Genomic DNA, 26,177 nt, shown 5'->3' with positions numbered 1-26,177 from the left:
GAACGGCGAGAGCCGTCCAGCGAGGTCGTCAGCCGTACGGAGAACCCGCGAGCGCCCCCGGATCCCACCAGCACCACCGGACGCCCGCCCGCCTCCCCTCCGAGAGAAGTGAGCCACATTGAAGACGGCGGACACCGCCCGCACGACGACGCCGCGGCCCGGACTGCGCGAGCTGAAGAAGCAGCGCACCAGGGACGCACTGCTGCGGGCCGCCCTGGAACTGTTCACCACCCGCGGCTTCGAACAGACCACCGTCGACGAGATCGCCGAGGCCGTCGACGTCTCACAGCGCACCTTCTTCCGCTACTTCGCGGGCAAGGAGGACGCCGCGCTCTTCGTGACACGGCTCCTGCACGCCCACTACGTCGAGGCCGTGCGCGAGCGGCCCGCGCACGAGGCCCCCCTGGAGGCGCTGCGCCGGGCCGCGCTGGAGAGCTGGGACACCATCGGCGAGGCGATCGAGCGGGTCGTCCCGCTGGAACTGCACATGCGCGCCTACCGGGCGATCGAGTCGTCGCCCGCGCTGCTCGCGGTCCATCTGCGCAGGTCGATGGAGGTGGAGGAGGAGATCGCCCGCGTCATCGCCGCGCGCGAGGGGGTGGATGTGGACGCGGATCCCCGGCCGCGGCTCGTGGTGGCCATGTTCGGCGCGGTCCTGCGGGTCACCGAACAGCGCTGGTCGGTGGGTGAGGACTTCAGCATCGCCGCGATCCGGGACCTGACCGCCGCCCACCTGGACCAGGTGGGCCCGGCCCTCACCGGCAGCTGGCGCACCGCCGGAACCCCCGAGAGGGGGAGGGAAACGTGATCCCGGCCACATGATTCACGCGAGACCGTCTCGTTCTCCTAGTGTGTCCTCCCAGTGACTTCCTTCGACACCTCCCCGCAACTCAACGCATGGCGTGCGCTGCTCGCGCTGGCCGTCGTGTTCGTGATGCTGGCGACCACCGGCTGGACCGCACTGCGCACCCACCAGCCGCCGACGCCGCTGAAGGCCGCGGTCTCCGCCTGGGAGCAGGGACGGATCGCCGGGCACCCCCTGCCGGACGCGCAGGCCGACCCCGCCCGCCTCGCCCACTTCTTCGGCTCGCTCACCGAGCGGGAGCGCAGCGGCCTCGCCCGCCGCCATCCGCTCGTGGTCGGCAACATGAACGGCGCCCCGGTGAAGCTGCGCTACCGCGCCAACCGCATCGCCCTCGAACAGGCCCGCCAGGTCGAGCGCAAGCGCCTGCACGACACCCGCCTCACGCCCGACGGGCAGGACGCGGCGAGGCGTCGCATGCACCGCCTGGAGACGCTGCTGAGTCCCGGCCGCCACATCCTGGCCTTCAGCCCGGAGGGTTCCGGCCGCGTCGCCGAAGTGTTCGGCAGCCTCAAGAAGGCGCGGCGGGTCTCCGTCGTCGTCCCCGGCGTCGACACCGACCTGCTCACCTTCCAGCGCACCCGCCGTACGTACTCGGCGCCGGCCGGCATGGCCGGGGCCCTGTACGCGGCCGAGCGCGCCGCCGACCCCGGGACGCGTACGGCGGTGATCGCCTGGGCCGACTACACCGCGCCCAGCGGCATCGGCATGGACGCGGCCACCGCGATGCGCGCCGCCGACGGCGCCGTCCGGCTGAACGCGCTGCTGCGCGCGCTGCCCGGCCGCGCGCCCGTCTCGCTGTTCTGCCACAGCTACGGCTCCGTGCTGTGCGGGCTCGCCGCCCACCGGCTGCCGGCCCGGGTGGCGGACATCGCGGTGGCGGGCAGCCCCGGCATGCGCGCCGGGACGGCGGCCCAGCTGCGCACCGACGCCCGCGTGTGGGCGATGCGGAACGCCGACGACTGGGTGCGGGACGTGCCGCACCTGGAGGTCGGCGGGCTCGGCCACGGCGCCGACCCGGTCGCTCCGGGCTTCGGGGCGCGCCTGCTGTCGGCGACGCAGGCGAAGGGACACAGCGGCTACTTCGTGCCCGGCACGGACAGCCTGCGCAACTTCGCCGCGGTCGGCGTTGGCGCATATGACTCGGTCCAGTGCGCAACCGAAGATGGCGACTGCCGTACGGATTTGTCCGGCACCGGCCCTTCCGGACGCGCGTAGAAGTGGAGAAACTGCGGTATGCGCGGGGAGGGGACGGATGAGGGCGTGCCGCATACGATGAGCCGCATGGGTGACGTACTGGCCGGATTTCATGCCGCCTGGGAGTTCGCATCCGACTCCGTGGTCATCCGCTACGAACGAGGGATGCGAACACCGAAGCTGTTCCAGACGCTCGGCGAACGGCGCATCCCGCTGGAGGCGATCACCGCGGTGACGCTGACGCCCGGCAAACGCGGCACGGTCGTGCTGCGCGCCGAGCCCCGCCCCGGCGCCGACCCGCTGATGGAGGCGGCCGCCGGACAGCTCAGGGACAGCTGCGACCCGTACCGGCTGGTGCTGCCCGCCGAGCGGGAGACCCTCGCCGAGTACTACGCCGACGAACTGCGCGCCCGCCTGTCCGGCCCCGGCCCCGCCGAGCGGTACCTGGTGGCCGCGCCGGAAGCGCCGCTGCACTTCAAGGCGTACGACGGAAAGGCGTCCTTCGACGGGACGTCGGTGTCCTTCCGCTGGTCCTGGACCGGCGCGTCGTCGGCGAAGTGGAAGGCCGGCGACCAGACGTTCCCGATCTCCGGCCTCACCGGCGTGGACTGGCGCTCCCCCGAGGCCTTCGAGGGGCACCTGCGGCTGCTGCGCCGTGACGCGACGGGCGGGCAGCCGCCCCAGGCCGACCAGGACCCGGCGGCCGTCGTCTTCGGCCTCGGGTACGGGACCGTGCACGAGTCGCTGCCGTTCGCGGCGGCGGTGCTCGCGGCCGTACGGCGCTGCCGGCCGGCCGACACGGTGTCCGTGCCGGTGCCCCGGCGGGACCCGGCCGACATCGCCGAACGGATCCGGCACCTCGGGGAGCTGCACCAGGCCGGGCTGGTCACGGACGAGGAGTTCTCCAGCAAGAAGCGGGAGCTGCTGGCCGAACTGTAGAAGGCCGCGGACCTCAGGGGGTGCCCCCGGCCGTCCCGTCCTGCGCGTAGAAGCTGATCTTCCGGTCGAGCACGGCCAGCGTGCCCTGGAGTTCGGCGATCCGCGCGAGGACGTCCTCGCGGGTCGACTTCAGCAGCGCGAACCGCTCGCCGTAGGTGTGCTCGCCCTCACGCACCAGTCCCGCGTACCGCACCATGTCCGCGACCGGCATGCCCGTCAGACGCAGCTTGCCGACCAGATCGAGCCAGTCGAGGTCGCGGTTGGTGTAGCGGCGCTGTCCGGTGTGCGAGCGGTCGACGTGCGGCATCAGCCCGATGCGCTCGTACCAGCGCAGGGTGTGCGCCGACAGGCCGGTGAGGGCGGCGACTTCGCTGATCGTGTACCTGTCCCGGCCGTCCGGCCGCCGGTCCTGCTGCCGTGACCCCGCGCAGCTGTCGGTCCTGGTGGTCTCCATCACCGTCATGGCCCCCACGCTAGAACCCTGGAGTGCACTCCAGGCAAGCCAACCCGGGAGAAGGCGGCGAGACGGGCGGGGACGGAGCCGGTCGGCGTACGGGCCACGGGTCTCGTACGCCGGTGCCGGGGCCCGGACGCGGCGGACGTCCTGCGCCCGCGCCGGGTGACGACCGACGAGGTGGCCGGGGCGTCGTCTGCCCAAAGTGGCAGGCGGAACCGACTGCTCCCCGGGCCCTCACGCGCGAGACCGACCCCTCGACGCGGCGGCGCCCGAGAGCGGCATAGGCTCGGCGGCATGTCGCTGAACAGCCTCGCGTTGATCGAGAACTGGCCCGTCCCCACCGCCGCGGCCGGTGTCGTACGGGCCGACGGCACGGTCCTCGGCACCCACGGCCCCACCGGCCGCCGCTTCCCGCTGGCGTCGGTCACCAAGCCCATCGCGGCGTACGCGGCACTCGTCGCCCACGAGGAGGGCGCGGTCGAGCTGGACGAACCCGCAGGGCCCGGCGGCTCCACGGTGCGGCACCTGCTCGCGCACACCTCGGGCCTGGCCTTCGACGAGCACAAGGTGACCGCACCGCCCGGTGAGCGCCGCCTGTACTCCAACGCCGGCTTCGAGCAGCTCGGGGACCACATCGCCAGGGCGACGGACATCCCGTTCGCGGAGTACCTGCGCCAGGCCGTGCTGGACCCGCTGGGCATGACCTCGACGTCGCTGGACGGCTCCCCCGCCAAGGACGGCGTGTCCACGGTGGACGACCTGCTGCGCTTCGCCGCCGAGCTCCAGGCGCCGCGCCTGCTGGACCCCCGCACGGTCGCCGAGGCGACGACGGTGCAGTACCCGGGCACCAGGGGCGTCCTGCCGGGCTACGGCCGCCAGGACCCCAACGACTGGGGCCTCGGCCTCGAGATACGTGACGGCAAGTCCCCGCACTGGACAGGTGCCTCGTCCTCCCCGCGCACCTTCGGCCACTTCGGCCAGTCGGGCACCTTCCTGTGGGTCGACCCGGTGGCCGGGCTGGCCTGCGTGGCCCTCACCGACCGGGCCTTCGGGCCGTGGGCCGTGGAGGCCTGGCCGCCGTTCACGGACGCGGTGCTGGCCGAGACCCGCTAAGCCATCTCCCACACGAGCAGTTCGGCGGCCGTCCTCGCCGTCGCCGTCACGTCCCTCGCGCCGGTGATGCGGGCCGCGTCGCCCGCGGTCAGCTCCTCACCGTCGAGACGCACGGACCCCCGTACGACGTGGACGTACACGTGGGCCGCGTCCGGTACGGCCGTCCGCTCCCCCGGCGTCAGGCGGCGTACGTGCAGCATGGCACCCGCCTCGGGAACGGCGTACGGGGTGGCGTCCGCGATGCCGGGGACGATCTCGTAGCGCGGCTCGCCGCCCGGCTGCCGCGGGGCCAGCCACATCTGGACGAAGACGAGCGGGCCGTCTCCGTCGTTGCGCTCCACGTGCCGCACGCCGCCCCCCGAACTCAGGCGCTGTACGTCTCCCGGGCGGACCCGCGTCTCGTGGCCGGTGGAGTCGCGGTGGGTCAGCTCGCCCTCGGCCACCCAGGTCACGATCTCGGTGTGGCTGTGCGGATGCTCGTCGAACCCGGCGCCGGGTGCCAGACGCTCCTCGTTGCAGGCGATCAGCGCGCCGAAGCGGAGGTTGCCCGGGTCGTAGTGCGGGCCGAAGGAGAAGGCGTGCCGGGAGGTGATGCCGGCCGCCGGGTCGCCTCCCGGGTGGCGCTCGTCGGCGCGGCGTACGTCCATCACGAGGTCCACGGTAGCCCCGGCGGCGCACGGTCCCGTCCGGATAAGGCACCCTTGTCCCCGTGCCCGAACCCGAATCCAGCAAGTCCGCAGCCGCCGTCCGTGCCCCCCACCCGCACGTCGCGACCCTGAAGCGGCTGGAGAAGTCGTCCGGCTCCCTGGCCGCGCAGGCCATCGCGCGGATGGACGAGACGCTGCCCTGGTACCGGGCCATGCCACCGGAGAACCGCTCCTGGATCGGGCTGGTCGCACAGGCCGGTATCGCCGCGTTCACCGAGTGGTTCCGGCACCCGGACGCCCCGCAGGCCATCTCCACCGATGTCTTCGGCACCGCGCCGCGCGAGCTGACCCGGGCGATCACGCTGCGGCAGACCGTGGAGATGGTGCGCACCACCATCGAGGTCATGGAGAGCGCCATCGACGAGGTGGCCGCCCCCGGCGACGAGTCGGTGCTGCGCGAGGCACTGCTCGTGTACGCGCGGGAGATCGCCTTCGCCACCGCCCAGGTCTACGCACAGGCCGCCGAGGCACGCGGTGCCTGGGACGCGCGCCTGGAGTCACTGGTCGTGAACGCGGTGCTCAGCGGCGAGGCCGACGAGGGCGCCGTCAGCCGGGCCGCCGCGCTGGGCTGGAACTCGCCCGACCACGTGTGCGTGGTGCTGGGCACGGCGCCCGACGGCGACTCCGAGCTGACGGTGGAGGCGATCCGGCGGGCCGCCCGGCACGCCAAGCTGCAGGTGCTGACCGGTGTCCTCGGTGCCCGGCTCGTGGTGATCGCGGGCGGCAGCGACAATCCGATGGCCGTGGCGAAGTCGCTGATCGGGCCGTTCGCCGCGGGTCCCGTGGTGGCGGGCCCCGTCGTGCCGGACCTGCAGGCCGCGACCCGTTCCGCTCAGGCCGCCGCCGCCGGACTGAAGGCCTGCTCCGCCTGGCAGGACGCGCCGCGGCCGGTGCTGGCGGACGATCTCCTCCCGGAGCGCGCCATGGCGGGAGACCCCTCGGCCCGCGAGCAGTTGGTGGAGGAGATCTACAGACCGTTGGAGGAGGCCGGGGCGGCCCTGCTGGAGACGCTGAGCGTCTACCTCGAGCAGGCGAGCAGTCTCGAGGGCGCGGCACGGATGCTGTTCGTTCACCCCAACACCGTGCGTTACCGGCTCCGACGTGTGACTGACGTCACCGGTTGGTCGCCGTCGGATGTACGCTCGGCCTTCACGCTCAGGATCGCGCTGATCCTGGGGCGTCTGGCCGACGGAGATCCCCAGTTCTAGGAATTTGTCGAAGCCCCACAAAACCCCTTCGTGTTCTTGGTCCCTGTCGTCACGGGCGGCCGTGCCCGATCCCAAGAGAGAGTGTGAGAGTGCTCGTACTCGTCGCTCCCGGCCAGGGCGCCCAGACGCCCGGCTTCCTGACTCCCTGGCTCGAACTCCCCGGTGCCGCCGACCGCGTCGCCGCGTGGTCGGACGCCATCGGACTCGATCTCGCCCACTACGGCACGAAGGCCGACGCGGACGAGATCCGCGACACCGCCGTGGCGCAGCCGCTGCTGGTCGCCGCCGGGCTGCTGTCCGCCGCGGCACTCGGTGACATCACCCCGGGTGCGGTCGCGGGACACAGCGTCGGCGAGTTCACGGCCGCCGTGTTCGCCGGCGTCCTCGACGACACCGCCGCGCTCGGTCTCGTACGCAAGCGGGGTCTGGCCATGGCCGAGGCCGCCTCGGTCACCGAGACCGGCATGGCGGCGCTGCTCGGCGGCGACCCCGACGTCAGCGTGGCGCACCTGGAGAAGCTGGGTCTGACCCCGGCGAACATCAACGGCGCGGGCCAGATCGTCGCCGCGGGCACGCTGGAGCAGCTCGCCGCGCTGGCCGAGGACAAACCGGAGGGCGTCCGCAAGGTGATCGCGCTGAAGGTGGCGGGGGCGTTCCACACCCACCACATGGCGCCCGCCGTGGAGCGGCTCGCCGTGGCCGCGCGGGACCTCGCGCCCGCCGACCCGACGACCGCGTACGTCTCCAACCGGGACGGCCGCACCGTCACCGGCGGAGCCGAGGTGCTGGAGCGGCTGGTCGGGCAGGTCGCCAATCCGGTCCGCTGGGACCTGTGCATGGAGACGTTCAAGGAGCTCGGCGTCACCGCGCTGATCGAGGTGTGCCCGGGCGGCACCCTCACCGGCCTCGCCAAGCGCGCGCTGCCCGGTGTGAAGCCGCTGGCGCTGAAGACCCCCGACGACCTCGACGCGGCCCGCGAGCTCGCCGCCACCGCGTCCGAGTCCGCTGCCGACGCAGTGGGCGCCTGACGCCCTAAGGAGCCGTACCGCATGGCGAAGATCAAGCCCAGCAAGGGCGCCCCGTACGCGCGCATCCTCGGCGTGGGCGGCTACCGCCCGACCCGCATCGTGCCGAACGAGGTCATCCTGGAGCGGATCGACTCGTCCGACGAGTGGATCCGGTCGCGCTCCGGCATCGAGACGCGGCACTGGGCGAACGACGAGGAGACCGTCGCCGCCATGTCCGTCGAGGCGTCCGGCAAGGCCATCGCCGACGCCGGGATCGCGCCCGAGCAGATCGGCGGCGTGATCGTCTCCACGGTCTCGAACTTCCGGCAGACCCCGGCCGTCGCGACGGAGATCGCCGACAAGCTGGGCACGAACAGGGCCGCCGCCTTCGACATCTCGGCGGGCTGCGCGGGCTTCGGCTACGGCCTCACCCTGGCCAAGGGCATGATCGTCGAGGGGTCCGCCGCATACGTCCTGGTCATCGGCGTGGAGCGGCTCAGTGACCTCACCGACCCGGAGGACCGGGCGACGGCCTTCCTGTTCGGTGACGGCGCGGGCGCGGTGGTCGTCGGCCCCTCCGAGGAGCCGGCGATCGGCCCGACGGTCTGGGGTTCCGAGGGGGACAAGTCCGAGACCATCAAGCAGACCGTGCCGTGGAACGAGTTCGCCGTCGGCGACCTGTCGAAGCTGCCCGTCGACAGCAAGGGCAACATCAAGTTCCCCGCGATCACGCAGGAGGGCCAGGCGGTGTTCCGCTGGGCCGTCTTCGAGATGGCGAAGGTCGCCCAGGAGGCGCTGGAGGTCGCCGGGATCAGCCCCGCCGACCTGGACGTCTTCATCCCCCATCAGGCCAACGAGCGGATCATCGACTCGATGGTGAAAACCCTCAAACTGCCGGAGCACGTCACGGTCGCGCGTGACGTGCGCACCACCGGCAACACGTCGGCCGCGTCGATCCCGCTCGCGATGGAGCGGCTTCTGGCGACCGGCGAGGCGAAGAGCGGCGACACCGCCCTCGTCATCGGATTCGGGGCGGGTCTCGTATACGCCGCGACGGTCGTTACCCTCCCTTAGGCACTCAGTGCCGGATTTAACCGTCCGGTACGGGCACCGCAGACACCTGCCGCCTACGCGGCGGGCGCCACACCCTCTGGAAAACCAACGAAGGAGCGCCTGACATGGCCGCCACTCAGGAAGAGATCGTCGCCGGTCTCGCCGAGATCGTGAACGAGATCGCCGGCATCCCCACCGAGGACGTCCAGCTGGACAAGTCCTTCACCGACGACCTGGACGTCGACTCGCTGTCCATGGTCGAGGTCGTCGTCGCCGCCGAAGAGCGCTTCGACGTGAAGATCCCGGACGACGACGTCAAGAACCTCAAGACGGTCGGCGACGCGACCGAGTACATCCTCAAGCACCAGGCCTGAGTCACTGCCAGGGGGTGCCCGGCACTCCCTGGGGCCGGTGCCCGGCCCCGCCACCCGGCGGTGGCGCCGCTGAATCCTCGTATTCGTTGGAGAGAGAATTCCCGTGAGCCCGACCAATCGCACCGTGGTCGTCACCGGTATCGGCGCAACCACACCGCTGGGTGGCGACGCAGCCTCTACCTGGGAGGGCCTGATCGCCGGACGTTCCGGTGTCAGGCCGCTGGAGCAGGAGTGGGCCGCCGACCAGGCGGTCCGCATCGCGGCCCAGATCGCCGTGGAGCCCACCGAGGTCATCGCGCGGCCGCAGGCCCGCCGCCTGGACCGTTCGGCGCAGTTCGCGCTGATCGCCGCCCAGGAGGCCTGGGCCGACGCCGGTTTCACCGCCAGGGCCGGTGAGGACGGCTCCGTCGACCCCGACCGGCTCGGCGCGGTCATCGCGTCCGGCATCGGCGGTGTGACGACCCTGCTCGACCAGTACGACGTGCTGAAGGAGCGGGGCGTACGCCGCGTCTCCCCGCACACCGTGCCCATGCTGATGCCGAACGGGCCGTCGGCGAACGTCGGTCTGGCCGTGGGCGCCCGCGCGGGCGTGCACACGCCGGTCTCGGCCTGCGCCTCGGGCGCCGAGGCCATCGGGTACGCCGTCGAGATGATCCGTACCGGCCGAGCCGACGTCGTCGTCGCCGGTGGCACGGAGGCGGCGATCCACCCGCTGCCCATCGCCGCGTTCGGCAACATGATGGCGATGTCCAAGAACAACGACGACCCGCAGGGCGCCTCGCGTCCCTACGACGTCGCCCGCGACGGTTTCGTCCTCGGCGAGGGCGCCGGTGTGGTCGTCCTGGAGTCCGCCGAGCACGCCGCCGCGCGCCACGCCCGTGTCTACGCGGAGGCGGTCGGCCAGGGCATCTCGGCCGACGCGCACGACATCGTGCAGCCGGAGCCCGAGGGCCGCGGCATCTCGCACGCCTTGCAGAACCTGCTGGACCGCACCGACCTGGACCCGGCGGAGATCGTGCACGTCAACGCGCACGCCACGTCGACGCCGGCCGGTGACATCGCCGAGCTGAAGGCGCTGCGGAAGGTGTTCGGCGACAACGCCGACCACATGGCGGTGTCCGCGACGAAGTCCATGACGGGGCATCTGCTCGGCGGTGCCGGTGGTGTCGAGACGGTCGCGTCCGTGCTCGCGCTGTACCACCGGGTGGCGCCGCCGACCATCAACGTGGAGAACCTCGACCCGGAGGCCGAGGCCAACGCGGACGTGGTGCGCGGCGAGGCGCGCAAGCTGCCCGTGGACGGGCGGATCGCCGCGCTGAACGACTCGTTCGGCTTCGGCGGGCACAACGTGGTGCTGGCGTTCCGGACGGTGTGACTGCCGTCGGCTGCGGTGTGACTGCCGTCAGCCGTCAGTGGCCCGGTTCCCCTTGCGGGGGCCGGGCCACTCGCCGTCGAACGGCCGTGCGTCGCGGTTGCGGGCCCCTCGGGTGCCGGGCACGCGGTTCCCCGCGCTGCTTGTCGGCCGGCGCGTGCGGGCCGTGGTGGGGCGGTCGGGCAGCTTCCGCGGCCCCTTGCCGGCCCGCGGGTGCGGGCCGTGGTGGGCACAGGCGCGCAGGTCCCCGCAGGCCTCACGTCAACCCGCGGGTGCGGCCGTGGCGGGTGGGTCGCGCAGGTCCCCGTGCCCCTTCGGGGCGCTCACACAAGCCCTCTATACGACCTGGTGGAGCCATCTCACCGGGGCGCCCTCGCCCGCGTACCTGAACGGTTCCAGTTCGTCGTCCCAGGGCTTGCCCAGGAGTTTGCAGAGCTCCGCCTCCAGGTCGCTCTCCCCGCGCTGGGAGCGCTGCAGGGCGGCACGCAGCCGGTCCTCGGGGATGAGGATGTCGCCGTGGATGCCGGTGACGGCGTGGAAGATGCCGAGATCGGGGGTGCAGCTGTAGCGCTCGCCCTCGGCGGTGGCGCAGGGCTCGGCGGTGACCTCGAAGCGCAGCATCTGCCAGCCCCGCAGTGCGGACGCCAGCTTGGAGGCGGTACCCGCCTGGCCCTGCCAGGAGAACTCGGAGCGCCAGGTGCCGGGCGAGGCGGGCTGCCGGATCCAGTCGAGGTTCACGCGCGTGCCGAGGACCCCGGCGACGGCCCACTCGACGTGCGGGCACATAGCGCGCGGCGCGGAGTGCACGTACAGAACTCCACGTGTCGTCACCTGGACCTCCGGGCTGAGCGGGACTTGTCGTCAAGGGGCGGGCAGTGCGCGGCCGCCATGGGCCGAGGCTACCGCGCGGGGGCGCGAGGAGTGTGACGTACGGTCCGTCCCGCCGCACCGAACCAGGCGCATTCACCCAGGGGGACGCCTGGACGGCGCGAAGACGTTGCTCCGGGCGACGCGGGAACCCTTGGGCGTTGTTAATGGGGGGAAGCATCACGTACGCCGTGTGCGCCTGCCGCACCGACGTGTACGCCTGCTTGTCCGTCACGTGTACGCCGACCGAGGGGATCACCGGGCCATGGGGATGCGAACCGGAGCGCGGGCCGTGGCCGCCGTCGTGGCGTTGGCGGTGGCGGGTGTCGCCGGGTGCGGCGTCGGGGACGGCGGCTCGCCCGGCCCGGCCGCGTCCCCCACGCGCGCGAAGCCGTCGCCCACTCGGACGCCGCTGTGGGACCGCAGCCCGTCCTCGGTCGCCGCCGTGGGTGACTCCATCACCACGGGCTTCGACGCCTGTGTGGTCCTGGCGGACTGCAAGGAGGTGTCGTGGGCCACGGGCAGCAGCCCGCGCGTCGACAGCCTGGCCGTGCGCCTGCTGGGCAGGGCGGAGGCAGCCCGGCACAGCTGGAACCACGCCGTGTCCGGAGCCCGTGTGGCGGACCTGCCGGCCCAGATGGCGCGCGCGGCGCGGCACCGGCCGGAGCTGGTGACGGTGCTCGTGGGGGCGAACGACGCCTGTCGGCCGACGGCGTCGTCGATGACGTCGGCCGAGGCGTTCCGCGACGACTTCGAGAAGGCCGTGCGGACGCTGCGCAGGGCGCTGCCGAGGACGCAGTTGTACGTGGCGAGCGTGCCGAACCTGAAGCGGTTGTGGGCGCGGGGCCGTACCAGCGTGCTGGGCCGGCAGGTGTGGAAGCTGGGCATCTGCCCGTCGATGCTGGGCGACGCGGAGGCCCTGGACGCGACGGCGACGGCGCGCCGGAACGCGGTGCAGCGGCGGGTGGTGGAGTACAACGAGGTGCTGGCAGAGGTGTGTGCCGAGGACAAGCGGTGCCGTACCGACGGAGGCGCCGTGCACGACTACCGCTTCGGGACCGGCCAGTTGAGCCATTGGGACTGGTTCCACCCCAGTGTGAACGGTCAGGCCCGGTTGGCGGAGATCGCCTACCGTTCCGTCACCGCGCGGCGGCCCCTGACTTAGGTTTTGTCCATGAGTGAACCCTTCGGCACGCTTTCCGACGGCACCTCGGTCCACCGCTGGACCCTGGAGCGGTCGGGCGTACGGGTGCGGGTGCTGTCGTACGGCGGGATCGTGCAGTCCCTCGAGGTCCCGGACCGGGACGGGCGCGCGGCGGACGTGGTGCTCGGCCTGGACGATCTCGACGGGTACCTCGCGCGGCCGGATCCCCACTTCGGTGCGCTGATCGGGCGGTACGCCAACCGCATCGCCGGCGGGCGTTTCCCGCTGGACGGCCGGAGCTACGCGCTGGCGCACAACGACGGGCCGAACACGCTGCACGGCGGCCAGCGCGGCTTCGACAAGCGGGTGTGGGACGTCACCGGGGTCGAGCACGGCCTGCGTCTGACGCGCGTCAGCCCGCACGGCGAGGAGGGTTTCCCGGGCCGCCTGGAGGTCACCGTGACGTACACGCTGGACGAGTCGGGTGCGCTGCGCTTCGTCTACGAGGCGGTGACGGACGCCCCCACGGTGGTGAACCTGACGCATCACGGCTACTTCAACCTGGCGGGTGCCCGAGCCGGCGACGCGGGCGGTCATGAGGTGCGACTGGACGCCGCCCGCTACACGCCGGTCGACGCCGGCCTGATCCCGACGGGTGTCCTCGAGGACGTGGCGGGCACCCGCTTCGACTTCCGCCAGCCGCGCCCGGTGGGTGCCGGCTACGACCACAACTTCGTGCTGGACAAAGGCCTCACGCCCACCCCCGTGGAGGTGGCCGAACTGTACGACCCGGCGTCCGGGCGGGTGCTGACCGTGGCGACCACCGAGCCGGGCCTGCAGCTCTACACCGGGGATCACCTGAACGGGCCCTTCGCGCCCGGTGACGGCATCGCGATGGAGACCCAGCACTTCCCCGACTCCCCGAACCGTCCGGAGTTCCCGAGCACGCGGCTGGGGCCGGGCGAGGTGTACCGGTCGGAGACGGTGTACGCGTTCTCGGCGCGGTAGACCCCGCCGTCGTGCCGTGCGGCCGGACGCGCGAACCCCGGCTCGGAGTCAGGTTCCGAACCGGGGCTGTTCGAGCGGGACGTGTCCCGGATCAGACGTTAATCGCGGTCGTGATCCGGCGGTCGGTGAGGGAGCTGCCGATCTGAAGTTCGTACGAACCCTTCACACAGGACCATGAGCCGGTCGCCTCGTCCCAGATCTCGAAGGTGCGGCGGGGCAGTGCCACGACGGCCTCAACGCTCTCACCGGGCGCGGCCCCGACGCCGGCGAACCCGGCGAGCCAGCGCGCGGGCCGCTCCGCGTCGGGCGTGGTGGGGGCGGCGTAGATCTGTACGACCTCGCGGCCGGGGCGGTCGCCGGTGTTGCGGACGCGGACCTTGACGGTGGCGCCGTCGACCTCGGCGGACTCGTACGTCCAGGTGGTGTAGCCGAGTCCGTGACCGAAGGGGTAGGAGGGGGTGCGTCCCGCCCGCTGCCAGGCGCGGTAGCCGATGAACACGCCCTCGTCGTACGGGAGCCGGCCGTCCTCGGGGACGACGCGGGTGACGGGGGCGTCGCGGAGGGAGCCCCAGGTGGTGGGGAGCCGGCCGCCCGGTTCGGCGGCGCCGGTCAGCACGTCGGCGAGGGCGGCGCCGCCCTCCTGGCCGGGGAACCAGCCGATCAGTACGGCGGCGACGTTCTCGCGCCAGGGCAGTTCGACCGGCGAGCCGGAGTTGACGACCACGACGGTGTGCGGGTTGGCGGCGGCGACGGCGCGGACCAGGTCGTCCTGGCGGCCGGGCAGGGTGAGGTCGGCGCGGTCGAAGCCCTCGGACTCGACGCGTTCGGTGGTGGCGACGACGACCACGGCGGTGTCGGCGCCGCGGGCGGCCTCGACGGCCTCGGCGATCAGCTCGTCGGGGTCGCGCCGCGGTCCCTGGTGGGCGAGGGTGAAGCCGACGACCCTCATCGTGGCGCCCTCGGCGTACTCGACGACGTACCGCAGGGACACCTCGACGGTCTCGCCGGCGGTGAGGTCGGTCTCGGCGCGCGGCTCGGGTGCGCCGAAGAACGTGATGAACGGGTCGTCCTTGGTGGGGCGCTGCTCGCCGTCGAAGTACGTCGTGCCGCCGACGGTGAGGGTGAAGGCGCCGATGCCCTTGATGCCGAAGGTGTGCCGGCCGCTCTCGCGCGGGGTGAAGGTGCCGGTGAGTTCGACGGTGTGCAGGCGGTCGTGGGTGACGCCGTCGGGGAGGTCGGAGCCCATCCACTGGATCTGGCCGCTGGGCGCGGAGCCGGTGCCGATGATCCCGCCGGACGTGTCACGGCAGACGGCGCGCAGCGCGAAGCCCTGTCCGGCGACGGCGAGTTCGGTGCTGGGGTCGGCGCCGACGGCGTAGGTGAGGGTGCCGTCGGGGAGGGCGGCGGTGAGGCCGTCGAGCGGGGAGACGACGTGGGCCGGGAAGACGGTGGCGGAGCCGCCGCCGAGGACGCGGGCGTCGCGCGCGGCGGCGCCGACGAGGGCGACGGTGCGGCCGGGCGTCAGCGGCAGCGCGGTCCGCTCGTCGTGGGAGGACGGATCGCGTACGGCGGCGTTGCGGACCAGGACGAAGGAGCGGCGGGCTATCTCGCGGGCGAGGGCCTCGCCGTCGACGGGGCCGGGCAGGTCGGTGACGGCCGGTCGGGCGCCGGGCAGGATGCCGACGCGGGCGGCGAGGAGGAGGACGCGGCGCACGGCCCGGTCGACGGCGGCCCCGGGCACCCGCCCGTCGCGTACCGCTCGGGCGAGGGCCTCGCCGTAGACGGTGTCCGGGCCGGGCATGGCGAGGTCGAGGCCGCCCTCGAGGGCAGCCTCGGTGGAACGGGCGGCGGTCCAGTCGGAGACGTTGACGCCGTCGAAGCCCCATTCGCCGCGCAGGACCTCGTTCACGAGGTGGTGGTGCTCGCTCATCGTCGTGCCGTTGACCGAGTTGTACGCGGTCATCACGCCCCAGGGCCGGGCGTGGGCCACGATGGCCTCGAACGGCGCCAGGTACAGCTCGCGCAGGGCACGCGCGGAGATCCGGTTGTCGACGGTGAAGCGGTCGGTCTCGGCGTCGTTGGCGACGAAGTGCTTGACGGTCGTGCCGACGCCGCCGGACTGCACGCCCCGGACATAGCCGGCGCCGATCCGGCCGGTCAGGTACGGGTCCTCGCTGTAGGCCTCGAAGTGCCGTCCGCCGAGCGGGGAGCGGTGCAGGTTGACGGTGGGCGCGAGCAGGACGTGCACGCCCTTGCGGCGGGCCTCCTGGGCGAGCAGCACACCGGCGCGGCGGGCCAGTTCCGGGTCCCATGTGGCGGCGAGCGCGGTCGGCGACGGCAGCGCCACGGACGGGTCGTCGGAGGTCCAGCGCACTCCGCGTACGCCGATCGGGCCGTCGGACATGACCAGGGGCGGCAGGCCGATCTCGGGCAGGGCGGGCAGCGACCACATGTCCTGCCCGGCCAGCAGGCGCGCCTTGGCATCCGGGCCGAGCCGCCCGAGGGCCTCCTCGACGACCGCCTCGACGTCCGCCCCGCGGGCCTCGTCCCGCTGCTCCTCTGTCTCCGCCACGGCGGCACCTCCTCGTCGAACGCCGGTGAGGATCTCCATCCTGCCCGTGCGGCCTGGCGCCCGGTAGGTTTCGTCACCTGTACGTGACATACGCCGTCCCCCCGTGTCGTACGGTGTCGCCATGACGGCCAGGGCCAGGAGCGGGGAACGGCGCGCGGAGATCGTGCTGGCCGCCCTGGAGGTGATCGCCGAGCGCGGTTACCGGGGCGCGAGCCTGGCCGCGGTCGCGGAGCGGGTGGGCCTCACCCAGCAGGGGCTGTTGCACCACTTCCCGACCAAGGAGGCGCTGCTCGTCGCGGTGCTCGGGGAACGGGACCGGTGGGACGCGATTCCCGGCACGCAGTGGCGGGTCGACCTGCTGGCGGCGCTGGTCGAGTACAACGCGATGCGGCCCGGCATCATCCAGACGTTCTCGGCGCTGCTCGGCGAGAGCGTCACGGAGGGGCATCCGGCCCGCGACTACTTCGGTGAGCGGTACGCGCGCGTGCGGGCGAGCGTGACCGGGGCCCTGCGGGCCGAGTACGGCGACCGCCTCCCCAACGGCCTGGCCCCGGAGCGGACCGCGCCGCTGCTGGTGGCGGTGATGGACGGCCTGCAGTACCAGTGGCTGCTGGACCCGGAGTCGGTGGACATGCCGGGCGCGTTCCGCGACTTCCTGACGCTGCTGGGCGAGCGGCCCGCCGGCTGAGACCGGCGGCCGAGGCCGGGGCGGCACGCGGTGAAAGCTCCGGTCCCGCCATGGCGTACGCGCTTCCCGTCCCGCATACTGCGGCCGTCCGGCGCCCCACGCGCCGGCGTCACGCACCGCACCCGCGCCGCGCGCACGGCGACGACGGAAGGACCTGGACTGCTGTGGCTTCCCCACGTGTTCGGATCGGCCTCATCGGACTGACCCTGGCGGCGGGGCTCGCCACCACCCCCTCGGCCGTGGCGGACACGGCGCCCGCGCCGACCGTCGAGGAGCAGCGCCTCGGCGAGGACGTACCGCGGGAGATCCTCGCGCGGTCCGGATTCGACGCGGTCGCGGCGGAGTTCGCCCGTGCGCTGCACGGGGCCGGCTCCGCCGCCGAGGCGCGCCGGACCGTCGTACGGTCGGGGTCGGCGCTGTGGCGGCGGGCGGTCGACCGGGTGCAGGGGCGGGGTCCGGCGGGCGGTGACCTGAGCCGGGACGACGACCGGCCGCTGTACTGGGCGCGGCTGGCGATGACCCGCGAACTGCGCACCTGGCGGCCGGACTTCGCGCTGACGGACACGCGACGGGCCGGGCTGACGGGGGACTTGGAGCGGGCCTCGCGGGGGCAGACCTCCCTCGACCGTCCGCACGGCGACGGCGCACGGCGCATTCTGCTCACCGGGTTCGACCCGTTCACGCTGGACCGGGACATCCGGATCTCCAACCCGTCCGGGGCGGCCGCGCTGGCCCTGGACGGCACGGTGATCGAGACGGCGGACGGTCCGGCGCGTGTCGAGACGGCCGTGTTCCCGGTGCGCTGGCGGGACTTCGCCGACGGGGCCGTGGAGCGTGCCCTGCGGGCGTATCTGCCCAAGGTCGATCTGTTCACGACGGTCAGTCAGGGCCGGGTGGGCCGCTTCGACGTGGAGCGGACCAACGGCGCCTGGCGGGGCGGCTTCCCGGACAACGAGAACGCCTCCTCCACCGGCCCGGTCCCGGTCCTCGACCCGGCCTCGCAGCCGCAGTGGACGACGACCACCCTGCCGTACAGGGCCATCACCGAGGCGGCGACCGGCCGCTTCCCGGTCTACGACAACACGACCGTGACGGAGATACCGGCGGGCGGCACGCAGCCCGTGGTGCGGCCGGACGGTCCCACTCCGGGGTCGGCCGCACGGGCCGGGGGCGGCGGGGACTACCTGTCGAACGAGATCGCGTACCGGGTGACGCTGCTGCGGGACCGGCTCGGTCTCGGCGAGGTGCTGCCGGGCGGCCATGTGCACACTCCGGTGCTGCAGTTCGGCGCGGGGAACACCGACCCGGCGACGGGCTCGGTCACGGACCCGGAGTTCGTACGCAACCGGCTGGACATCGTGGCGCAGGTGCGGTCGGTGCTGACGGTGGCCGCGCGGACCGTTGGGCTCCGGCGCACGCGAGGCTGACACCGGCCCCGCGACGGGGGCGGGCAGCGGCGACGACGGCCGTCCGGGTCAGCGGGCCTCGCCGGGCTCCTTCACCGGCTCCGGGGTGCCGTTGTCCGCGGTCTCCTCGCCCATCAGGTCACGGGCGAGGAGCGTGGCGCCCGCGACCGCGCCCGGCATCAGGAACACCGCGACGAACGGCACCAGGAAGGACAGCGCGAGGGGCGTGCCGAAGCCCCAGATCAGCATCTTGCGGGAGCGCAGCAGGGTGAGGCGGTCGCGCAGTTCGACGTCGCGGCGCTGGAGGGCGACGGCGGCGAGTTCCTCGGTGAGGAAGAAGCCGGTGACGACGAGGCCGAGGAACGGGACGACCGTCTGGCCGAGGACGGGGACGAAGCTCAGCGCGAACAGCAGGACGCCCCACACGGCGGCGCGGAGTACGACACGCAGGCTGTCGCGGCCCGAGATCCACAGCTCGCGCCAGAGCGGCAGGTCCGACTCGGGCGCGGTGCCGTCCGGGGAGACGTCGCGGTCGACCCGCTCGGAGAGGCTCTCGTAGAAGGGCTGGCCGACCAGGAGCGTGACCGCGGTGAAGGTGACGACGGACAGCAGCAGGGCGAGGACGAAGAGCACCGCGGTGAGGAAGCCGCGGAACAGGCCCTGCCAGGGGCTCGACCAGTCGTCGGCGAAGGGCGTCGCCCAGCCGACGAGGTCCTGGCCCCACAGGGCGAGGCAGACGAGCGCCGCCGCGTAGAGGACGAGCGTGATGAGCCCGGGCAGCAGCCCGAAACCGTACTGCCTGCCGTGCCGGGCCACCCAGCGCTGGCCTTTCAGCAGATGTCCGAAACCCACCCCGAGATCGCGCATGGCGCAACCCTACCGAGGGCGACCGGGCCGGGAGCGGGCGGACCACGGGTCGGCGGGCGGACCGCAGGCAGGCGGCCACGCGGGCCGCCGGCCGGGACGGGGTGGGGCCCCCGGGTCACCCGTGCCCGCCGGGGCCGGCGTCCTCCCCCAGCATGCGGCGCAGCGCGTCCCGCAGTGACACGCGCTCGTCGTCCGTGAGGGCGGCCAGCGGTTCACGCGCGAAGCGCAGGGACTCCCGCAGGCTCTGGGCGACGCTGCGGCCCTCCTCCGTGGCCGCCGCGACCTTCACCCGACGGTCCCCGGGCTCGGGCCGGCGCTCCACCAGGCCGCGGGCTTCCAGGCGGTCGACGATGCCGGTGACGTTGGACGGCTCGCACTTGAGCTGTCGGGCGAGCTTGCGCATCGGTGACGGCCCCAGCGAGAGCAGACTGAGCAGCCTGGCCTGCGCGCCGGTGAGCGCGTGTCCGGCGGCGGCCTCCTCGTAGTCCGCGTGGTAGCGGGAGACGACCTCGCCGATGAGCTCCACGACTTCCATGGTCAGGGCGTCGGGTCGGCGAGGCGTGCGGGGTGTGGCCATGCCTCCATGATAAGCCAGTTGCTTGACACCATGAAATATTCAGGCACAGTGCTATTTCCGGTACTGAAGTACATGTGACAGATGAAGTACACCGAGAGGTCTCCTCATGATCAACCGCGAATGGCACCTGCTCAGCCGCCCGGTGGGCCGTCCCACGCCCGCGGACTTCGCCCTGGTGGAGTCCGAGGTCCCCGCCCCCGGCGACGGCCAGGTGCTGGTCCGCAACCAGTACCTCTCCGTGGACCCGTACATGCGCGGCCGGATGAGTGCCGCGAAGTCCTACGTCGCGCCCTTCGAGCTGGGCAAGGTGATGCAGGGCGGCGCGGTCGGCGAGGTCGTCGCGTCGAACGCGGAGGGCATCGCCGTCGGCGACCACGTCCTGCACTTCTCCGGCTGGCGCGAGTACGCGGCGGTGGACGCGAAGAACGCCGTGAAGGTGGACCCGGGGGCCGCGCCGCTCTCCGCGTACCTCGGCGTCCTCGGCATGACCGGCCTCACGGCGTACGCGGGCCTGCTGCGCACCGCGGCCTTCTCGGAGGGCGACTCGGTCTTCGTGTCGGGGGCGGCCGGCGCGGTCGGCAGCCAGGTCGGACAGATCGCGAGGCTGAAGGGCGCCTCGCGGGTCGTCGGTTCGGCCGGCTCGGACGAGAAGGTCAAGCTGCTGGTCGAGGAGTACGGCTTCGACGCCGCCTTCAACTACAAGGCGGGGCCGGTGCACGAACAGCTGAAGGAGGCGGCGCCGGACGGGATCGACGTGTACTTCGACAATGTCGGCGGTGACCATCTGGAGGCCGCGATCAGCCGGCTCAACCGGGGCGGGCGGATCGCCGTCTGCGGAATGATCTCGGTCTACAACGACACCGAACCGGCGCCCGGTCCGCGCAACCTCGCCCGGCTGATCCAGACCCGGGGCCGCATCGAGGGCTTCCTGGTCGGCGACCACTACGACCTCCAGCCGCAGTTCGTGGCCGAGGTCGGCCCGTGGATCGCCTCGGGCGCGCTGAAGTACCGGGAGACCGTGGTCGAGGGCATCGAGAACAACCTGGAGGCGTTCCTCGGGGTCCTGCGCGGCGACAACACCGGGAAGATGATCGTCAAGCTCTGACGGCGCCCGGACCCCCGTCGCGGAGCGGGCCGGAGCACGGTGCGCAGCGCCCGCACCCCGAACGACAGACCCTAGGAGCACCACCACAGGAAACGGTCGCACGTTTCGGTGGGTTCGGGGGGCGGCGGGGGCGGTGTCGTCGGCTGGGGGGCCGGGTCGTTCGGCGCCTGCGTGGTGGGCTGTTGCGGGTTCGTCGTCCCCGTCGCCTGGGAGGCCTCACCGTCCGGGGTGGTGGACGATGCGGCGTCCTCCGGCTCGGACTCCGAGGCCGACGGCGAGGCGGACGGCGACTCCGAGGCGGAGCTCGACGCCGAGGAGGTCGGGTTCTGCGACGTCGACGTGGCGCCCGTTCCGTCCGCCGACGGGTCGGACGAGGCGTCGCCGCCCTCCGTGTCCGCTCCCGCCGCCGCGGGCCGGGGCGCGTCGGCCGGGCCGTCCGCCCCCAGTTCCGCCAGGCTGAGACCGCCCGCCGCCAGGACGAAACCCGCGCCGATCATCAGCACCCGGCGGCGCCGCCGCCGGTGCGCCGCCGCCTTGCGGTCCCTGCGGCTGCCCGCGGCCTCCGCGCCGCCGCCGCGCCGCCGGGCGGCGCGGCCGCCACGCGGTACGTCCCTGTCCGCGTCGTCGTCATCGTCCTCGTCGTCGTACGCGTCGGCGCCCCCGCCCGGCGCAGAGGGGTCCGCGTATGCGTCGTAGCCGTGCCCGTCCTGGTACACGTGCCGGGCCCGCGCGGGACCGGCCTGGGCCCCGCACCCCGGACAGGTGAGGGCGCCGTTCAGGTGCCGTCGGCACGGCTGGCAAAAGTCCATGACGCGGGAAGATTAAATTCCCGCCTGGGAGCGTTCCTGGGGGCTCCCGTGAAGGTTGTGTAGGGAAGCCGCGCTTCCGGCGGGTCAATCACCCTAAACCGGTTGTCGATTCCACCGAAGCCGTTGCGTGTCCGCCCCATTGACACTCCGACCGTCGCATCCTTACTGTCACGCCAGCATTTCGAACGTGTGACGAAATTTCGAACAGCCAGGACATCGAGCCGGACGAGTACGGCTACGACGCAGAGCTACGACGCGACTGGGAGCAGCTGCCGTGCGTATCACCGGAATCAGCACACACGTGGTCGGGACGCCGTGGCGCAATCTGACCTACGTCCAGGTGCACACCGACGAGGGCATCACGGGCGTCGGCGAGACCCGCATGCTCGGACACACCGACGCCCTCCTCGGGTACCTGAGGGAGGCCGAGGCCAACCACATCCTCGGTTCCGACCCGTTCGCCGTCGAGGATCTCGCGCGCCGCATGAAGTACGGCGACTACGGCCGCGCGGGCGAGATCGTGATGTCCGGCATCGCGGTGGTCGAGACGGCCTGCTGGGACATCAGGGGCAAGGCCCTCGGTGTCCCCGTGTGGCAACTGCTGGGCGGCAAGGTCACCGACCGGGTGAAGGCGTACGCCAACGGGTGGTACACGACCGAGCGGACTCCCGAGGCGTACCACCGGGCCGCGCAGGGGGTCGTGGCGCGCGGGTACCGGGCGCTGAAGATCGACCCGTTCGGCACCGGTCACTTCGAGCTCGACCATCAGCAGACCCTGTACGCCGTGTCCCTCATCGAGGCCGTGCGGGACGCGATCGGGCCCGAGGCCGAGCTGATGCTGGAGATGCACGGGCGGTTCTCCCCCGCCACCGCCGTCCGGCTGGCCAAGGAACTCGCACCGTTCCGTCCGGCCTGGCTGGAGGAGCCGGTGCCGCCGGAGAACCTGAAGGCGCTGAAGAAGGTCGCCGAGAAGGTGGACATGCCGGTCGCGACCGGCGAGCGCATCCATGACCGGATCGAGTTCCGGGAGCTGTTCGAGGACCGGTCGGCGGACATCATCCAGCCGGACGTCGGCCACATCGGCGGCATCTGGGAGACCCGGAAGCTCGCCGCGACCGCCGAGACCCACTACGTGCTCGTCGCCCCGCACAACGTGGGCGGGTCCGTGCTCACCGCCGCCTCCCTCCAGATCGGCTTCAGCACCCCGAACTTCAAGATCCTGGAGCACTTCAACGACTTCGCGGACGCGGAGATCAAGAAGGTCGTCAAGGGTGCACCCCAGGTGGATCCCGAGGACGGTTGTTTCCATCTGTCCGACGCGCCCGGACTCGGTGTGGAACTCGACGTCGACGCCGCCGCCGAGTTCCCGCAGCAGCAGGCCCGGTTCGACCTGTGGGCCGAGGGCTGGGAGCAGCGCAGGCCGAAGGGGGACGCGGAGTGAGAACGGCCGTCGTCGTCACCGCGCCCGGCGAGCACCGGCTCGTCCCGCACGAGCCGCGCCCGCCCGGGCCCGGCGAGGTGCTGGTGGCCGTGCACGCCGTGGGGATCTGCGGCAGTGATCGCGAGGTGTACCAGGGCAACCGGCCCGAGGGGTACGTGCGGTATCCGCTCACGCCCGGGCACGAGTGGTCCGGGACCGTCGCGGCGGCCGGCGCCGGGGTGGCCGGGGGTCTGGTGGGCCGCAAGGTCGTCGGTGAGGGTTTCCGCAACTGCCAGGTGTGCGACCGGTGCCGGGCGGGCGAGACGACGCTGTGCACGGCCGGGTACGAGGAGACCGGTTTCACGCAGCCCGGTGCGATGGCCGGCACGCTCACGCTTCCCGCCCGGCTGCTGCATGTGCTGCGCGACGACTGCGACCTGACCGCCGCCGCGCTGCTGGAGCCGGCCGCCTGCGTCGCCGCCGCCGCGCTGAAGGCGAACGCACGGCCCGGCGAGCGGGTCGCCGTCGTCGGCACGGGCACGCTCGGCATGTTCGCCGTGCAGTTCCTGGCGGCGGGCTCCCCGGCCGAGCTGCTGGTGGTGGGCGCGGGCACCGACCGCGAGGCGCTGTCCCGGCGGTTCGGCGCGACCGGTTTCCGCACCAGGGACCAGGAGCTGCCCGGCGACTTCGACGTCGTCGTCGAGGCGGCCGGGTCGGCGGACGCGGCCCGTACCGCCGCCGCGCTGCTGCGGCGCGGGGGGCGGCTGGTGCTGACGGGTGTTCCGGCGCCCGGCGCGCTGGGCCTCGACCCGACCGACCTGGTGGTGCGGCAGCTGGAGGTGCACACGGTCTTCGGTGCGCCGCCGGGTGCCTGGGCGCACACGGTGCGGATGTTCGGGGCCGGTCTGCTCGACCCGCTGCCGCTGGTGACGCACGAGCTGCCGCTCGACGCGTTCCCACGGGCCGTCGAGCTGGTGGGGTCCGGCGACCCGACGGTCGGCAAGGTGCTCCTGCGCCCCTGAGACCGCCGCGCGCCCGAGACCGCCGGGAACCGACCGCCGTGCACCGCACACCGCCGGAACGGACTGCCGTGGCCCTGGACGCCGTGAACCGGACGCCGTGGACCGCCGTGTCCGCACAGCGGGGACGTCAGCACCGGCCACGGCCCCCGCCGCTCGTACCGCACGAACTCCGCTCCCCGCTCCCCGTAAGCCGTAAGCCGTAAGCCACTTCGCACACAAAGGACAGCCTGTGACCGACGCTTCCGCCCCGGCAGCCCGTCGACCCGGCGAGCCGGCGCTCACCGCTCTCGGCCTGGGGGCGCCCGCCCCCGACCCCGCCGACGCCTCGCCGTACTCCTTCCCCGGCGGTGGCCGCTGGCGCACCGAGGTTCCCTCGTGCGAGGGTCCCGAGGCGCTCGCGGTGGTCCTGGAGGAGGCCGCACGGCTGGACGTGCCGGTGCACCGGATCAGTCAGGGCAGCGGCGTGTGGATGCTGACCGACGCCGAGATCACCGAGATGGTCGGGGCGACCCGCGAACGGGACGTCGAGCTCTGCCTGTTCACCGGCCCGCGCGGCACCTGGGACATCGGCGGTTCCACCCGCACGGAGTCGGGCGGCGGCGGGCTGCGGGCCCGGGGTCACGACGCGGTCGCCGGCTGCGTCGAGGACGCCGTGCGGGCCACCGAACTGGGCGTCACCTGCCTGCTGGTGGCCGACGAGGGTGTGCTGTGGACGCTGCACCGGGCGCGCGCGGCGGGCATCCTCCCGGCCGGGACGACGCTGAAGGTGAGCGCGCTCGTCGGGCCGGTGAACCCGGCGGCGTACGCCGTGTACGAGCGGCTCGGCGCCGATTCGGTCAACGTACCCAGCGACCTGACGCTCGGTCACCTGACGGAGATACGCCGGGTGTCGGCGGCACCGATGGACATGTACATCGAGGCCCCGGACGACCTGGGCGGTTATATCCGGATGTACGAGGTCGCCGAACTGATCCGGCGCGGCGCCCCGCTGTATCTGAAGTTCGGCCTCGCCAAGGCGCCCGGCATCTACCCGTACGGCCACCACCTGCGGGAACTGGCGCTGGCCGGCGCCCGGGAGCGGGTGCGGCGCGGGCGGCTGGCGCTGGACCTGCTGGCCCGGCACGGCGCGGGAGGCGACATGGCGCCACTGGGGTCCCGACTGCCCGGGCCCCTCCACAGGTTCGAGGTTTCGTCATAACGTTGCGGAAAAACTCTTCTCAAAACACGACACGACCGCGCACAATCGCACACACCCGAGCCCCGCTGCACACCCAAGGATGATGACCATGCGCAACCGCAGAGCCGCACTCGCCGCGATGGCCACGGCCGCCTCGCTCGCCCTCACCCTCACCGCCTGCGGGCAGGACAGCGAGGGCGGCAGCAAGGAGGACAAGGGTGACGCCAAGGGCGGCACCATCGGTATCGCGATGCCGACCAAGTCGTCCGAGCGCTGGATCGCCGACGGCAAGAACGTCAAGAAGAACCTGGAGTCCAAGGGCTACAAGACCAGACTGGTCTACGGCGAGGACGACCCGGACCAGCAGGTCTCCCAGATCGAGAACCTCATCACGCAGGGCGTGAAGGCCCTGATCGTCGCGGCGATCGACAACAAGTCCCTGAACAACGTCCTCCAGCAGGCCAAGGACGCGGACATCCCGGTCATCTCCTACGACCGTCTGATCCTCGGCACGAAGAACGTCGACTACTACGCCTCCTTCGACAACGAGAAGGTCGGCGAACTCCAGGGCACCTACATCCTGGACAAGCTCGGCCTGAAGGACGGCAGCAAGAAGGGCCCCTTCAACATCGAGCTCTTCGCCGGCTCCAACGACGACAACAACACCAAGTACTTCTTCCAGGGCGCGATGAACGTCCTGAAGCCGTACATGGACAAGGGCGACCTGGTCGTCCGCTCCCGGCAGACCAGCCTCAACCAGGTGACCACGCTGCGCTGGGACGGCGGCACCGCGCAGAAGCGCATGGACGACATCCTGACCTCCGCCTACAAGCGGGAGCGGGTCGACGCGGTGCTCTCGCCGTACGACGGCATCTCCATCGGCATCCTGTCGGCGCTGAAGTCGGACGACTACGGCTCCAAGAACAAGCCGCTGCCGGTCCTCACCGGCCAGGACGCCGAGATCGCGTCGGTGAAGTCGATCGCCGCCGACCAGCAGACGCAGACCGTCTACAAGGACACCCGCAAGCTCGCCGAGGTGGCCTCGAAGATGGTCGACGCCGTCCTGAACGGCAAGAAGCCCGAGGTCAACGACACCAAGACCTATGACAACGGTGCCAAGGTCGTGCCGTCGTACCTGCTCGACCCGGTGAGCGTCGACAAGTCCAACTACCGGGAGATCCTCGTCGACAGCGGCTATTACGCCGAGGGAGACCTCAAGTAACCGT

At 72.5% G+C, this 26,177-nt stretch carries 25 protein-coding genes; 18 read left to right on the top strand and 7 right to left on the bottom strand.

Features of this window, described 5'->3' with window-relative positions; all coding sequences use genetic code 11:
- Positions 1–118: 118 nt before the first annotated feature.
- The 3 genes from ABZ354_RS03800 to ABZ354_RS03790 all read left to right on the top strand — a co-directional run bounded on the left by ABZ354_RS03800 (position 119) and on the right by ABZ354_RS03790 (position 2,998).
- Complete coding sequence (locus ABZ354_RS03800; RefSeq protein WP_358652587.1) at positions 119–808, top strand: TetR family transcriptional regulator; 690 nt, start codon at positions 119–121, stop codon at positions 806–808.
- A 54-nt stretch (positions 809–862) separates the two neighbouring features.
- A complete protein-coding gene (locus tag ABZ354_RS03795; RefSeq protein WP_358652585.1) occupies positions 863–2,080 on the top strand; it encodes an alpha/beta hydrolase in 1,218 nt (405 codons plus the stop codon).
- A 66-nt stretch (positions 2,081–2,146) separates the two neighbouring features.
- Positions 2,147–2,998 (top strand): DUF4429 domain-containing protein, encoded by an 852-nt coding sequence (locus ABZ354_RS03790; protein WP_358652584.1) that lies wholly within the window; start codon positions 2,147–2,149, stop codon positions 2,996–2,998.
- Between the two features lie 13 nt (positions 2,999–3,011).
- Here the strand turns inward: ABZ354_RS03790 and ABZ354_RS03785 are convergent, their stop codons facing one another.
- A complete protein-coding gene (locus tag ABZ354_RS03785) occupies positions 3,012–3,461 on the bottom strand; it encodes a MerR family transcriptional regulator (RefSeq protein WP_358652582.1) in 450 nt (149 codons plus the stop codon).
- 288 nt (positions 3,462–3,749) lie between these two features.
- Here ABZ354_RS03785 and ABZ354_RS03780 point away from each other — a divergent pair, with 288 nt between their 5' ends.
- A complete protein-coding gene (locus ABZ354_RS03780; RefSeq protein ID WP_358652580.1) occupies positions 3,750–4,568 on the top strand; it encodes a serine hydrolase domain-containing protein in 819 nt (272 codons plus the stop codon).
- Here the strand turns inward: ABZ354_RS03780 and ABZ354_RS03775 are convergent.
- On the bottom strand, positions 4,565–5,215 hold the full coding sequence (locus ABZ354_RS03775) for a pirin family protein (protein WP_358653137.1): 651 nt from the start codon (positions 5,213–5,215) through the stop codon (positions 4,565–4,567). The genes ABZ354_RS03780 and ABZ354_RS03775 overlap by 4 nt on opposite strands.
- A 62-nt stretch (positions 5,216–5,277) precedes the next feature.
- On the opposite strand from ABZ354_RS03775, the gene fasR reads away from it, so the two are divergent.
- From fasR to ABZ354_RS03750, 5 genes are all read left to right on the top strand, one after another.
- Positions 5,278–6,483 (top strand): fatty acid biosynthesis transcriptional regulator FasR, encoded by a 1,206-nt coding sequence (fasR, locus tag ABZ354_RS03770; protein WP_358652578.1) that lies wholly within the window; start codon positions 5,278–5,280, stop codon positions 6,481–6,483.
- 89 nt (positions 6,484–6,572) lie between these two features.
- A complete protein-coding gene (locus ABZ354_RS03765; RefSeq protein WP_358652576.1) occupies positions 6,573–7,511 on the top strand; it encodes an ACP S-malonyltransferase in 939 nt (312 codons plus the stop codon).
- A 21-nt stretch (positions 7,512–7,532) separates the two neighbouring features.
- The gene (locus ABZ354_RS03760; protein WP_358652574.1) at positions 7,533–8,564 is read left to right on the top strand and encodes a ketoacyl-ACP synthase III; all 1,032 of its coding nucleotides are present in this window, start codon (positions 7,533–7,535) and stop codon (positions 8,562–8,564) included.
- A 104-nt stretch (positions 8,565–8,668) separates the two neighbouring features.
- Positions 8,669–8,917 (top strand): acyl carrier protein, encoded by a 249-nt coding sequence (locus tag ABZ354_RS03755; protein ID WP_181659766.1) that lies wholly within the window; start codon positions 8,669–8,671, stop codon positions 8,915–8,917.
- A gap of 103 nt (positions 8,918–9,020) precedes the next feature.
- On the top strand, positions 9,021–10,292 hold the full coding sequence (locus ABZ354_RS03750; protein ID WP_358652572.1) for a beta-ketoacyl-[acyl-carrier-protein] synthase family protein: 1,272 nt from the start codon (positions 9,021–9,023) through the stop codon (positions 10,290–10,292).
- 333 nt (positions 10,293–10,625) lie between these two features.
- Here ABZ354_RS03750 and ABZ354_RS03745 read toward each other — a convergent pair whose 3' ends face one another.
- Positions 10,626–11,120, bottom strand: coding sequence for a DUF3145 domain-containing protein (locus ABZ354_RS03745; protein ID WP_358652570.1), 495 nt, complete (start codon positions 11,118–11,120; stop codon positions 10,626–10,628).
- A gap of 301 nt (positions 11,121–11,421) precedes the next feature.
- On the opposite strand from ABZ354_RS03745, the gene ABZ354_RS03740 reads away from it, so the two are divergent.
- Positions 11,422–12,321 (top strand): SGNH/GDSL hydrolase family protein, encoded by a 900-nt coding sequence (locus ABZ354_RS03740; RefSeq protein ID WP_358652568.1) that lies wholly within the window; start codon positions 11,422–11,424, stop codon positions 12,319–12,321.
- Between the two features lie 9 nt (positions 12,322–12,330).
- Complete coding sequence (locus ABZ354_RS03735; protein ID WP_358652566.1) at positions 12,331–13,308, top strand: aldose epimerase family protein; 978 nt, start codon at positions 12,331–12,333, stop codon at positions 13,306–13,308.
- A gap of 91 nt (positions 13,309–13,399) precedes the next feature.
- Here the strand turns inward: ABZ354_RS03735 and ABZ354_RS03730 are convergent, their stop codons facing one another.
- Positions 13,400–15,880, bottom strand: coding sequence for a glycoside hydrolase family 3 C-terminal domain-containing protein (locus ABZ354_RS03730; protein WP_358652564.1), 2,481 nt, complete (start codon positions 15,878–15,880; stop codon positions 13,400–13,402).
- A 103-nt stretch (positions 15,881–15,983) separates the two neighbouring features.
- Between ABZ354_RS03730 and ABZ354_RS03725 the strand changes: the two genes are divergently transcribed.
- Entirely contained in the window at positions 15,984–16,568 is a 585-nt protein-coding gene (locus tag ABZ354_RS03725) for a TetR/AcrR family transcriptional regulator (protein WP_358652562.1), read from the top strand.
- A gap of 164 nt (positions 16,569–16,732) precedes the next feature.
- Positions 16,733–17,995 (top strand): pyroglutamyl peptidase, encoded by a 1,263-nt coding sequence (locus ABZ354_RS03720; protein WP_358652560.1) that lies wholly within the window; start codon positions 16,733–16,735, stop codon positions 17,993–17,995.
- A 48-nt stretch (positions 17,996–18,043) separates the two neighbouring features.
- On the opposite strand, the gene ABZ354_RS03715 is transcribed toward ABZ354_RS03720, so the two are convergent.
- Positions 18,044–18,841 (bottom strand): EI24 domain-containing protein, encoded by a 798-nt coding sequence (locus tag ABZ354_RS03715; RefSeq protein ID WP_358652558.1) that lies wholly within the window; start codon positions 18,839–18,841, stop codon positions 18,044–18,046.
- A 115-nt stretch (positions 18,842–18,956) separates the two neighbouring features.
- A complete protein-coding gene (locus tag ABZ354_RS03710; protein ID WP_358652556.1) occupies positions 18,957–19,418 on the bottom strand; it encodes a MarR family transcriptional regulator in 462 nt (153 codons plus the stop codon).
- Positions 19,419–19,524: 106 nt separating this feature from the next.
- Between ABZ354_RS03710 and ABZ354_RS03705 the strand changes: the two genes are divergently transcribed.
- Positions 19,525–20,523 (top strand): NADP-dependent oxidoreductase, encoded by a 999-nt coding sequence (locus ABZ354_RS03705; protein ID WP_358652554.1) that lies wholly within the window; start codon positions 19,525–19,527, stop codon positions 20,521–20,523.
- Positions 20,524–20,594: 71 nt separating this feature from the next.
- On the opposite strand, the gene ABZ354_RS03700 is transcribed toward ABZ354_RS03705, so the two are convergent.
- Positions 20,595–21,332 carry a hypothetical protein gene (locus ABZ354_RS03700; protein ID WP_358652552.1) on the bottom strand — a complete coding sequence of 246 codons (738 nt, stop codon included), beginning with the start codon at positions 21,330–21,332 and terminating at the stop codon, positions 20,595–20,597.
- 274 nt (positions 21,333–21,606) lie between these two features.
- Between ABZ354_RS03700 and ABZ354_RS03695 the strand changes: the two genes are divergently transcribed.
- The 4 genes from ABZ354_RS03695 to chvE all read left to right on the top strand — a co-directional run bounded on the left by ABZ354_RS03695 (position 21,607) and on the right by chvE (position 26,173).
- Positions 21,607–22,773 (top strand): mandelate racemase/muconate lactonizing enzyme family protein, encoded by a 1,167-nt coding sequence (locus tag ABZ354_RS03695; RefSeq protein WP_358652550.1) that lies wholly within the window; start codon positions 21,607–21,609, stop codon positions 22,771–22,773.
- A complete protein-coding gene (locus ABZ354_RS03690; RefSeq protein WP_358652549.1) occupies positions 22,770–23,774 on the top strand; it encodes an alcohol dehydrogenase catalytic domain-containing protein in 1,005 nt (334 codons plus the stop codon). The genes ABZ354_RS03695 and ABZ354_RS03690 overlap by 4 nt, the downstream gene beginning before the upstream one ends.
- 229 nt (positions 23,775–24,003) lie before the next feature.
- A complete protein-coding gene (locus ABZ354_RS03685; protein ID WP_358652547.1) occupies positions 24,004–24,972 on the top strand; it encodes a hypothetical protein in 969 nt (322 codons plus the stop codon).
- 88 nt (positions 24,973–25,060) lie between these two features.
- Positions 25,061–26,173, top strand: a complete 1,113-nt coding sequence (chvE, locus tag ABZ354_RS03680) for a multiple monosaccharide ABC transporter substrate-binding protein (protein ID WP_358652545.1) — start codon at positions 25,061–25,063, stop codon at positions 26,171–26,173.
- Positions 26,174–26,177: the final 4 nt, after the last annotated feature.

The organism is Streptomyces sp. NPDC005925, from assembly GCF_040638805.1.
Classification (GTDB): Bacteria; Actinomycetota; Actinomycetes; order Streptomycetales; family Streptomycetaceae; genus Streptomyces.
The sequence above is the reverse complement of the archived record's forward strand: the minus strand, read 5'-3'. Positions and strand labels throughout refer to the sequence as shown.

What these genes read in the sequence shown, in the direction of transcription:
- ABZ354_RS03790 (WP_358652584.1), top strand. Translation starts at nt 2,147, where the DNA reads ATGGGTGACGTACTGGCCGGATTTCATGCCGCCTGGGAGTTCGCATCC.
- ABZ354_RS03785 (WP_358652582.1), bottom strand. Translation starts at nt 3,461, where the DNA reads ATGACGGTGATGGAGACCACCAGGACCGACAGCTGCGCGGGGTCACGG.
- ABZ354_RS03780 (WP_358652580.1), top strand. Translation starts at nt 3,750, where the DNA reads ATGTCGCTGAACAGCCTCGCGTTGATCGAGAACTGGCCCGTCCCCACC.
- ABZ354_RS03775 (WP_358653137.1), bottom strand. Translation starts at nt 5,215, where the DNA reads ATGGACGTACGCCGCGCCGACGAGCGCCACCCGGGAGGCGACCCGGCG.
- ABZ354_RS03760 (WP_358652574.1), top strand. Translation starts at nt 7,533, where the DNA reads ATGGCGAAGATCAAGCCCAGCAAGGGCGCCCCGTACGCGCGCATCCTC.
- ABZ354_RS03755 (WP_181659766.1), top strand. Translation starts at nt 8,669, where the DNA reads ATGGCCGCCACTCAGGAAGAGATCGTCGCCGGTCTCGCCGAGATCGTG.
- ABZ354_RS03740 (WP_358652568.1), top strand. Translation starts at nt 11,422, where the DNA reads ATGGGGATGCGAACCGGAGCGCGGGCCGTGGCCGCCGTCGTGGCGTTG.
- ABZ354_RS03735 (WP_358652566.1), top strand. Translation starts at nt 12,331, where the DNA reads ATGAGTGAACCCTTCGGCACGCTTTCCGACGGCACCTCGGTCCACCGC.
- ABZ354_RS03715 (WP_358652558.1), bottom strand. Translation starts at nt 18,841, where the DNA reads ATGCGCGATCTCGGGGTGGGTTTCGGACATCTGCTGAAAGGCCAGCGC.
- ABZ354_RS03710 (WP_358652556.1), bottom strand. Translation starts at nt 19,418, where the DNA reads ATGGCCACACCCCGCACGCCTCGCCGACCCGACGCCCTGACCATGGAA.
- ABZ354_RS03705 (WP_358652554.1), top strand. Translation starts at nt 19,525, where the DNA reads ATGATCAACCGCGAATGGCACCTGCTCAGCCGCCCGGTGGGCCGTCCC.
- ABZ354_RS03700 (WP_358652552.1), bottom strand. Translation starts at nt 21,332, where the DNA reads ATGGACTTTTGCCAGCCGTGCCGACGGCACCTGAACGGCGCCCTCACC.
- chvE (WP_358652545.1), top strand. Translation starts at nt 25,061, where the DNA reads ATGCGCAACCGCAGAGCCGCACTCGCCGCGATGGCCACGGCCGCCTCG.